Annotated in this window: 7 protein-coding genes and 1 pseudogene; 4 read left to right on the top strand and 4 right to left on the bottom strand. The window is 64.9% G+C overall.

Translation table 11 applies throughout. The features are described 5' to 3' along the window. Both EOC06_RS05520 and EOC06_RS05515 read left to right on the top strand, forming a co-directional pair. A pseudogene (locus tag EOC06_RS05520) lies at positions 1 to 215 on the top strand (branched-chain amino acid ABC transporter permease); the annotation flags it as partial. After that, complete coding sequence (locus EOC06_RS05515; RefSeq protein ID WP_128307281.1) at positions 212 to 1,516, top strand: FAD-binding oxidoreductase; 1,305 nt, start codon at positions 212 to 214, stop codon at positions 1,514 to 1,516. The pseudogene EOC06_RS05520 and the gene EOC06_RS05515, both read left to right, overlap by 4 nt. A gap of 8 nt (positions 1,517 to 1,524) precedes the next feature. On the opposite strand, the gene EOC06_RS05510 is transcribed toward EOC06_RS05515, so the two are convergent. Genes EOC06_RS05510 through EOC06_RS05495 form a run of 4 tightly spaced genes read right to left on the bottom strand, consistent with a single transcriptional unit; the run spans position 1,525 to position 5,856 of the window. Next, entirely contained in the window at positions 1,525 to 2,181 is a 657-nt protein-coding gene (locus EOC06_RS05510) for a GntR family transcriptional regulator (protein WP_127327028.1), read from the bottom strand. Positions 2,182 to 2,194: 13 nt separating this feature from the next. Then, positions 2,195 to 3,505, bottom strand: a complete 1,311-nt coding sequence (locus EOC06_RS05505; RefSeq protein ID WP_164898476.1) for an aspartate aminotransferase family protein — start codon at positions 3,503 to 3,505, stop codon at positions 2,195 to 2,197. Further along, on the bottom strand, positions 3,506 to 4,564 hold the full coding sequence (locus EOC06_RS05500) for a phosphotransferase (RefSeq protein WP_128307280.1): 1,059 nt from the start codon (positions 4,562 to 4,564) through the stop codon (positions 3,506 to 3,508). Continuing rightward, on the bottom strand, positions 4,561 to 5,856 hold the full coding sequence (locus EOC06_RS05495) for an ArgE/DapE family deacylase (RefSeq protein WP_164898475.1): 1,296 nt from the start codon (positions 5,854 to 5,856) through the stop codon (positions 4,561 to 4,563). Before EOC06_RS05495 ends, EOC06_RS05500 begins: the two co-directional genes overlap by 4 nt. Before the next feature lie 142 nt (positions 5,857 to 5,998). Between EOC06_RS05495 and EOC06_RS05490 the strand changes: the two genes are divergently transcribed. Continuing rightward, on the top strand, positions 5,999 to 6,724 hold the full coding sequence (locus EOC06_RS05490) for a GNAT family N-acetyltransferase (protein WP_245469346.1): 726 nt from the start codon (positions 5,999 to 6,001) through the stop codon (positions 6,722 to 6,724). Beyond that, complete coding sequence (locus EOC06_RS05485) at positions 6,725 to 9,451, top strand: LuxR C-terminal-related transcriptional regulator (RefSeq protein WP_128307278.1); 2,727 nt, start codon at positions 6,725 to 6,727, stop codon at positions 9,449 to 9,451. It abuts the gene before it with no gap. Positions 9,452 to 9,478: the final 27 nt, after the last annotated feature.

Raw genomic sequence — 9,478 nt, 5'->3', positions numbered from 1 at the left:
GGGCGATATGGGCCGGATCGGGCACGCTGACCAGCATCCTCTTCCCGCCGGAACAGCAGGCTCGCGCCGCCGCGCTGCAGATCGCCGCCATCGGCGTCATGCTCTGCGTCATACTGCTGATCCGGCCGAACGGCCTATTCGGCGACAGACCGCGGCGGTCCTGGTTAGGTAAGCGGGCGAAGGCGGCGACGGCCAGGAGCATTTCGCCGTCATGAATGCCACGGTTCGGCGGGAAACGCATGGCGCTTCGCTGTGGCATGCCGTCAGCCGCAACCGCCGCGAGCGGCCGGCGCTGCAGAGCGGGCTCGCTGTCGACCTGGCCATCGTCGGCGGTGGCTTTTCCGGTCTTTCCACCGCGCTGCACGCGGCGGGGAAAGGCCTTTCCGTCGCCGTTCTCGAAGCCGAATTCATCGCCTGGGGTGCGACCGGCAGGAATGCGGGCTTTGTCGTGCCGAACTTCGCCAAAATGGATCCAGTCGACATACTGGCCCATCTCGGACCGTCGCGCGGCGAAAGGCTGATCGATTTCGCCGCCGGCAGCGCCGGCCTGGTCTTCCGCCTGATCCGGCAGCACGGCATCGACTGCGACGCCGTGCAGAACGGATGGATCCAGCCGGCGCATTCGCCTGCCGCCTTCGAGAAGGTCAAGTCACGTGCCGGGCAATGGGCACAGCTTGGCCGGCCGGCAGTCACATTGGATCGGCAGGAAATCGAAGCCCTGACGGGCGTGCCGGGCTATGTCGGCGGCTGGATGGATCGTTGCGGCGGCGTGCTCAATCCGGTCGCCTATGCGCGCGGGCTTGCCGACGCTGCGGAGAAAGCAGGCGCGAAGATCTTCGAGCAGACGCGCGTCGCCTCGGTTGATCGCATAGCCGATGGCTGGATGCTGAAAACCCCATCTGGCTCAGTACGCGCCGGCAAGGTCCTGATCGCCACCAACGCCTATGGCTGGCCCTTCAATCCGTCATTGCAGCGAACCTATTTCCCGCTGAAAGTCTTCCAGATCGCGACAGCGCCATTGCCTCGTGAAGTACGCAGCCGGTTGCTTCCCGGCGGGCAAGGTGTCGGTGACACCAGACGCAATCTGTTCACCTTCCGCTTCGACGCCGAAAACCGGCTGATCAGCGGCGGCATGAACATCCTTGGCGCTGGTGCTGATACGCGCGTACCACAGACGATCTGGCGAAGGCTTGGGCGACATCTCGACCTGCCCGACCTGCCGCCGCTTGCCTACAGCTGGTCGGGAATGGCCGCGGTCGAACCGGATTTCCTGCCGCACCTGATCGACCTCGGCCCAGGCCTGATCGCCGGACGCGCCTGCAACGGCCGCGGCATCGCCATGACCACGGCGATGGGCAAGGTGCTGGCGGACTGGGCCTCTGGAACCGAGGCCCGCGACCTGCCGCTGCCCTCTGCGCCGCCGGCGCCAATCCCGTTCCATGCCTTGCTGCGGCACGCGCCCAACATGCTGCTCGGCTGGAGCATGCTGCGCGACCGGCTGGACGGGACGAGCTAGGCCGACGGCTACCTGGCAGCGTCAAGGTTTGCCGACAGCACGGCGGCCGCCATCGCGATGTCCTCTTCTATGAAGACCCGCACAGTGGGGCCGCTGCGCTGCTCCAGTGCGGCGACGATCTTGCGATGCGCGTCGTTGGAGTGCGGGATGTAGCGATCGGCCTGCATCAGCAGCTTGAGATAAGGCCCAACCCGCCCCCAGAGGTCGCGGATCATGTTCAAAAGGATCGGCGCGCCGGCATGCTGGTAGATGGCGAAGTGGAACGCCTCGTTCAACGAGAGATAGGCCCTGGCGTCGCCGGCCTCGATGGCACGCTGCATGCCGGCGAGCGTCGCCTGTATGTCAGCCAGTCCGCTTTCGCTCATCCTGGTCGCCGCCATCTCGCCCGCCAGTCCCTCGACGGCGATACGGATGCGCGTCAGTTCCTCGAAGGCAGGCGCGGACAGCAACGGCACGATGACCGAGCGGTTGTTCTGCATCTCGAGCAGTCGCTCGGCGACAAGCCGCTGCAGCGCCTCGCGGATTGGCGTGGTCGAGATGCCGAACGTCTCGGCGAGCTTGCGTATAACCAGCGTCTGCCCCGGGCTGAAGCCGCCTGAAATCAACTCCTGCTTGAGCGCGCCATAAGCGCGGTCATTCAGGGTTTGATGTTCGAGCTTCAGCATGCGATCGGCCCGATCACCAGTTCGACAGCGCGCGATCGAGCGTCTCGGCCAGTTGCTCGGCATTGTCCCTGGCAAACGGCAGTGGCGGCCTGATCTTCAGCACATTGCCGTGCGGACCGCAGGACGAGATCAGCACGCCGTCCTCGCGCATGGCTTCGACGACCGCCGATGTCTTGGTGGCGGCCAGCGCCTCGTCACCGTCCGCCGTCAGCTCGACACCGAAATAGAGGCCGTTGTGCCTGATATCGGCGACCGCGCCATGCCGGCTCTGCAGGGCGCGCAGCAGCTCAGCCGTATAGGCGCCGACATTGCGCGCATTCTCGATCAGTCCTTCACCTTCGATCACCTCCAGAACGGCGAGGCCGACGGCGGCAGCGACCGGATTGCCGCCAAAAGTGTTGAAGTAACCGGTGTTCGAGCCGAAGGAGGCGACAAGCTGCGGCCGCACCAGCACGGCACCCATCGGGTGCCCATCGCCGATCGGCTTGCCCATCGTGACGATGTCGGGCTCGACGCCGTAATTCGCGAAGCCCCACATGCCCTGGCCGAGCCGGCCGAAGCCAGACTGGACCTCATCGGCAATGACGATGCCGCCGGCCTTTTTTACATGGTCGGCCGCCTCGCGCATTACCGCCGCATCCGGAAAGAAGATGCCATCGCTGGAAAAGGCCGAGTCGAGAAGCAATGCGGCCGGCCGGATATTCTTTGCGCGCATATCTTCGATGGCGGCCGCGACATTTCTGGCGAAATCATGCGCGGCCCGACCATGGTCGCGGAACGTGTCCGGCGCTGCCACGGTGCGGTGCTGCGGGGGCACGCCCTTACCTCCGACCGCCGCCGGCGACAGTTGCGCCGTCGCGATGGTGGCGCCGTGATAGGCGAAGTCGGTGATGATCACGCCGGTGCCGCCGCTGGAATGCTGGGCGATGCGGATGGCGAGGTCGTTGGCCTCGCTGCCGGTGCAGGTGAACATGGCGTGGCCGAGATGGGCCGGAACGGTGCCGAGAAGTTTCTCCGCGTAGTCGAGGATGATCTCGCTGAGATAGCGCGTGTGTGTGTTGAGCGTGGCGGCCTGCGCTGACAGCGCCTCGACGACACGCGGATGGCAGTGTCCGACCGAGGCGACGTTGTTGTAGGCGTCGAGGAATCTGCGACCCTGGGCATCGTAGAGCCACACACCGCTGCCACGCACCAGATGGATCGGGTTGCGGTAGAAGGCGCGGTAAGTCGGCCCGAGCAGCCTGGCGCGGCGCTCGAGCAGCGCGCGCTCCGATGCAGCCGCGTCGGCATTTGAAGGATATGGCGAGGACTGGGACACGAGCATTTACTCCGGATTGGAACTGTCGAGAAAATAGCGGCGGGCATCGGTGGATGACAGACCATCCAGCTTTTCAAGCGAGGCCCAGACCTCGGTGGCGAGGCGCAGCACATAGTCGCGCTTGGCCGGGAAGCGCTCGGCCTGCCAACTGGCGATATTGACGATGAGCGCAAGGCGGGCACGGATCAGATTGAAGAGAATGCTGATCTCTTCCTCCTCGAGCGGCTGCACGGACTGATAGCCGGCGACGAAGCGCGCGGCCGGCGCCAGCGGATGGCCTTGCGCCGGCCAGCGATAGACGGCGCCGATGGCGAGGTCGCAGATCAGCGGCGAATGGATCATGTCGCCGAAATCGAGGATGCCGCTGACGATCTCCGGCCGCGACGCGTCCATCACCACATTGTAGGAGTTCATGTCGTTGTGAACGATCTGCGCGCGCAGGGTGGGAATGACCGGCGCCGCATGCTGCTCGAAGGAGTCGATCGCGCGCTCGACCATCGCCCGCCGGCTCGGATCACTGATATGCGCCATCATCGGCCGTGTCTTGGCGACCTTGCGGATGTCCCAGAGCAGGTCGTTGCCAGCGGCCGGGTGGAAGAAGCCGCGCAGCGCCCGGCCAAGGCGGGCGAGGAAGACGCCGAGATTGCGATCCTGCGCATCGGAAGTCGGCGAGCGCGACAGCAGCTGACCGGGCAGATAAGTCACCAGCCGGATGATGCGCGGCGCCGATCCACCAACACTGGCCGCAAATTGCGCTTCGCCTTCAAGGCTTTTGCGCACCGAGGGAACCGGCAAGGTGGGGTCGACTGCAAGGATGTGGTCGAGCGCCTTGTTCTGGAAATCGGTGAAGCCGGCCTCTTCCGCCGGATGGGAGATCTTTAGAACGAACTCACGCTCGCCGTCGGCCTGGATGTGGAAATTGTGGTCGCGTTCGCCAGGCAGCGGACGCGCGGTGCCGGTCAGCCCGTAGTGCCGGCGCAGGATGGCAAGCGCTTCGGCCGCCGAAACATCAGGCGCGTCCTCGGCGAGTGTTTCGCCGAACGCATCGGGGACGGCCGCATTCATGGCTTAGCCTCGATAGGTTCAAGCCCGCACCAGTCGGCGATGAACAGCGCGATGGTCTGGGTGACCTTGCGCACCGAGTCGAGATCGACCGCCTCGTCATAACCATGCGGCATGCGGCAGATCGGGCCATAGACGATCGCCGGCGTGTCGGCATAGAGGCCGAAGAAGCGCGCATCGGTGGTCGCCGAGGTGACGTGCTCCGTCAGCGGCTCGCCCCAGACGGCGGTGTGGCTGCGGCGCAGTACGGCTTCCATCTCGTCGGCACCCTCCAGCACATAGCCTTCGGCCATGAAGCCGTTGTAGGTGAGGCTCGGCGGACGATTGGCCAGGAACGGATCGGCACGCGCCGCTTCGGCGATACAGGCCTCGAGCTCGGCTCTCGCGTCTTCGAGCCTCTGGCCGGGATAGGTGGCGACGCGCATCTCGAAGACACATCGCGCCGGAACGCTCGATGTCCATTCGCCCCCTTCGATCTTGCCGAGATTGAAGCGGATCGGGTGCGGGTGATCATGGAAATGCTTGTCGTCGACCTTGCGCGCATTCCAGACGATTTCGAGCTGCTTCAGCGCCTGGATGATGACGAAGGCCTTTTCGATGGCATTGGCGCCGGCCGAGAATGCACCCGACGCGTGCTGCGGATCGCCGTCGACCTCGACCCGGAACCAGATCGGCCCGACCTGTGCCCGCATCAGCTTCGGCTCCAGCGGTTCGGGAATGAAGGCGGCGTCGGCGCGGTAGCCGCGCTGCAGGCAGGCAAGCGCACCATTGCCGGTGCACTCTTCCTCGACCACCGACTGCAGGTAAACGTTCGCGGCCGGCTGATAGCCAAGGCTGCGCAAGGCGGTCAGCGCATAGAGACAGGCGGACAGGCCGGCCTTCATGTCGCCGGCGCCGCGGCCCTGCATCCAGCCGTCCTGGACCACCGGATCGTAGGGATCGCGCACCCAGCGGTCGAGCGGTCCGGTCGGCACGACATCGATATGGCCGTTGAGGATCAGCGAGCGGCCGGTCGCGGTGCTCGGAGTGTGCGTGGCAACGACATTGAAGGCATCATCATAGGAAACCGCCACAGGTGAAAAACCGGGCAAGTCGCGAATCGCATCGACATCGACGCGCCACATGTCGACCGCGTAGCCATCCGCCTCGTAGGCGGACGCCATGAACGACTGCGCAGCGTGTTCCTCGCCACGATGGGATGGAAACCGCACGAGGTCTTGCAGAAACGCGACCTGTCGGGCGAAGCCGTCATCGACCGCGCTCAGAATGGCCTCATCCGCAATCCGCTCAGGCATCATATTTCACTTTCTTCTGGGTGGTGTATCATATCTCATATGCCATTCCTGTGAAATGCAAGAGGCGTACGCGCCAAACTTTCAGTCCAGGACTTGCCGTTCGATGCTGCCATGGTCTTGGGGAGTTGGCATCGGATGCAGCATGCCGATACTGCTATCTCTGGAAGACATGACGAGGAATGCGTTGATCACCGAAGACACGATGCCGGCCGAAATCACCGATCTCGCCATTGGCTACCATCGCCTGCCGGCGGGCAAGCTTGCCAATGCGGTGACGTGGATGGAGGCGCGCTCGCCGCAGCCCGATCTCGCGCACCCCTTGGCCATGACACGGATCACGACGCCCGACTGCGCTTCCTATCGGGCGATCTTCCTCGAGATCGGCGCGCCCTGGCTTTGGGACCGTGTTTCCGAAATGTCCGATGCCGAAATCACCGAGCATTTCGCCGACCCGCGCCAGCATCTCTACTACGGCCATGACGAGACCGGCGCCCATCTCGGTATGGTCGAATTCTTCGTCGCCGACAGCAGCGAGATCGAGATCATCTATTTTGGCCTGTTCCCGTTCCTGACCGGCAGGGGTTTCGGCAAACGGCTGATGGCCGGGGCACTGGACCTCGCATGGTGTCTCAACCCGAGCCGCATCTGGCTGCATACAAGCAGCTTCGATCATCACACTGTCATCGGGTTCTACAGTGCCTGCGGGTTCGTGCCCTTCGCGACCGGATTTGAGATCGTCGACGATCCCCGGATCAAGGGAACCTTGCCGCGCGATGCCGCACCGCAGATTCCGCTGATCGAAACGGAGTGGAGCAATGGCAAGGGAGCCGCGCTTTCCCCGGAAAAGCGACAAGTTGCGCGGACCTAGATGAGAACAGCCCCGCAATCCGTCAGCCAAGCGTCGCCGCACCATCGCCGATGGGTTCGCCGCGAGACCATCCTGTCGACGCTGGAGCGCCATATCGACACGCGCATCGTGCTGTTCGCCGCGCCCGCCGGCTTTGGTAAATCGACGACGATGGCGCAATGGGCCGCGGAAGTCGCGCGCCACGGTCGGCTGACCGCTTGGCTGTCTTGCGAAGCGACGGACAATGACGAGGGCGCCTTCCTGTCGCATCTGGTGGGCGCGCTGCGCCAACTGGTCCAGAGTCCGGCGGAACTCGATCTTGCCTTCCAGTCGAGCCCGATCCCCCAGCTCGATGTCGTGCTCTCGGCACTTGTGGCGGGTCTGGCGGCGCGCCAGGCCGACATCACCCTGTTCTTCGACGATTACCACGCCATCGAGGCGCCGGCGGTGAAGCGGTTCATGGAGCGTCTGACCCGGCAGGCGCCGGCAAACGTCGCCTTCGTCATCGGCTCGCGCAGCCTGCCCGACCTGCAGCTCGGCAAGCTCCGGGTGCTTGGCGACGTCTTCGAAATCGGCCCGGACGATCTGCGCTTCGCCTCGTCAGAAGCGGAAGCCTTCTTCAACGACAAGCTGGGCTTGAGCGTCAGCAGCGGTGCGGTGGAAACCCTGTGCTCGCGCACCGAAGGATGGGCCGCCGGCCTGCAACTGGCCTCGCTGTCGCTGAGTGCCGCACATGCACCCGAAACCGTCATCGGCAACTTCACCGGCGCCAACCGAAACGTCGCCGACTTCCTGATGGGCGAAGTGTTCCTGGAACTGCCGCCGGCAATCGCAAAATTCCTGCTCTACAGTTCGATCTTCGAACGCTTCAGTGCCGAGGCCTGCCGAGCGGTGATGCGGACGGCCGATGCCGAGGCGGCGATTACCGAGATCGAGACGCGCAACCTGTTCCTGGTGCCGCTCGACGAAGAACGGCGCTGGTTCCGCTACCATCATCTGTTCCGCGATTTCCTCAGCCGCGAAATGGAGCGGCGCGAACCGGAGATGATCGCGCCGCTGCATCTGGCGGCCGCCGAATGGTTCGGCGAACGCAGGATGCTGACAGAGGCGATCGGGCACGCGTTGGCCGCCGGCGACCATGCCCGCGCGGCGGTGTTCGTCGAGAACAATGCGCTCGACCTCATCGCCCAGTGCCAGCTCCTCTATGTGCGTCAGTTGCTTGCGCTGCTGCCGAGGACGCTGATTGACCAGCGCATCCGGCTGCAACTCGTCGTGCTGTGGCTGGCGGTGCACAGCAGCCAACCCGAGATTGCGCAGCAGACGCTTAGCAACGCGCGCAAGCTGGTCGAGGCCGGACCGGCCGACGGCAGTGACCCGGGCACCATGACCGGCACGACGATAAAGGCCGAGCTCGTGGTCCTCGCCGCTGCCGTGCACAGCACGCTGGAGCAGTTCGATCAGGCGCGCGACACAGCCCTTGCGGCCCTGCGCGTCATTGCGCCCGATGCCTGGTTCATGGAGGGCGCGACCGCCAACGTCATAGGCTACAACCTCTATGCGCTGGGCGACCTCGAAGGTGCCCGCGCCGCCATCGACGCGGCACGACGGGCGCACGAGCGAAGCGGCAGCCTGCTCGGCGTCACCATCGCCAATTGCTACATGGCCGTGATCGAGCGTTCGGCGGGCCGCCTGCCCGCCGCAGAGCGGCTGCTGCGCAACGCCATCATCGAGGCCAGGGCGCGGATCGGTGCAAACTCCTATGCCGAAGCCCTAGCCGGAACGCTGCTTGCCGAACTCGCCTACGAGACCAATGCGTCGGGCGAGGCGTTGACGCTGGTCGAGAATCTCGGACCGCAGATCGAAGGCGCGGCGGTCATCGTCTATCCCTTGGCCAGCGTGCCGACCTATGCCCGCGTGCTGCAGCTGACCGGCCGCACCGAAGCGGCACTGGATATGCTTGAGCGCATCTATCAACGCGTGCGCGGCACCGTCTATCGCCGCCTGGCATCGATGATCGTGCATGACCGCATACGTGTGCTGCTCGACCAGAACCGCAATGTCGAGGCGCGCGCGCTGCTGACCGAGCATCGCGGCGAAGGGACCGAGGCTTCGATGGCCATCACCACAGCCAACGAGTTCGAGTTCTTCGCCGAAGGCCGCCTGCTGACGGCCGAGAAATCCTATGCCGATGCCGCGCGGATTTTCGACGCGCTGCTGGAGCGCACGAGAGACAGCGGGCGCATGCGCCGCCATATATTGGCGCTGATCCTGGACGCCAAGGCTGCCAGCGCTGCCCACGACCAACGCGAGGCAGACCGCAATCTCCTCGAAGCACTACGTCTTGCCCAGCCGTCAGGCTTCATCCGTTCCTTCGTCGACGAGGGAAGGTCTGTCGTCGAAGGGTTGATGCGGCTGCGTGCGGCTCAGGCAAAGACCGATCCCGCGCTGTCAGCCTATGCAGCACGCATCATCGATGCCGCGCAGGCGATGCCCGTGGCGACGCGCAAGCTGGCCGCACCAGCCGCTGAGAAGGAACAGCTCACCCAGCGCGAGGCCGAACTGCTGCGCTATCTCGCCGAGGGCATGTCCAATCGCGATATCGCCCTTGCGCTGTCGGTGAGCGAAACCACGGTGAAGTGGCATCTGAAGAACATTTTCGGCAAGCTCGCGGTGACCAACCGGGTCCAGGCCGTGCGCGCCGCGCAAGGGTCCGCAGGCGCCCATACCCCTCCGAAAGGAGGGGCATAGACATCTGGCACAGCCCCTCTTTCGGGT

The sequence above is a fragment of the Mesorhizobium sp. M7A.F.Ca.MR.362.00.0.0 genome, assembly GCF_004023175.1.
GTDB lineage: Bacteria > Pseudomonadota > Alphaproteobacteria > Rhizobiales > Rhizobiaceae > Mesorhizobium.
This window is presented reverse-complemented; position numbering and strand designations above follow the sequence as displayed.

Excerpts from the sequence above, each read along its gene's own strand:
- EOC06_RS05515 (WP_128307281.1), top strand. The coding sequence starts at position 212 with ATGAATGCCACGGTTCGGCGGGAAACGCATGGCGCTTCGCTGTGGCAT.
- EOC06_RS05510 (WP_127327028.1), bottom strand. The coding sequence starts at position 2,181 with ATGCTGAAGCTCGAACATCAAACCCTGAATGACCGCGCTTATGGCGCG.
- EOC06_RS05505 (WP_164898476.1), bottom strand. The coding sequence starts at position 3,505 with ATGCTCGTGTCCCAGTCCTCGCCATATCCTTCAAATGCCGACGCGGCT.
- EOC06_RS05500 (WP_128307280.1), bottom strand. The coding sequence starts at position 4,564 with ATGAATGCGGCCGTCCCCGATGCGTTCGGCGAAACACTCGCCGAGGAC.
- EOC06_RS05495 (WP_164898475.1), bottom strand. The coding sequence starts at position 5,856 with ATGCCTGAGCGGATTGCGGATGAGGCCATTCTGAGCGCGGTCGATGAC.
- EOC06_RS05490 (WP_245469346.1), top strand. The coding sequence starts at position 5,999 with ATGCCGATACTGCTATCTCTGGAAGACATGACGAGGAATGCGTTGATC.
- EOC06_RS05485 (WP_128307278.1), top strand. The coding sequence starts at position 6,725 with ATGAGAACAGCCCCGCAATCCGTCAGCCAAGCGTCGCCGCACCATCGC.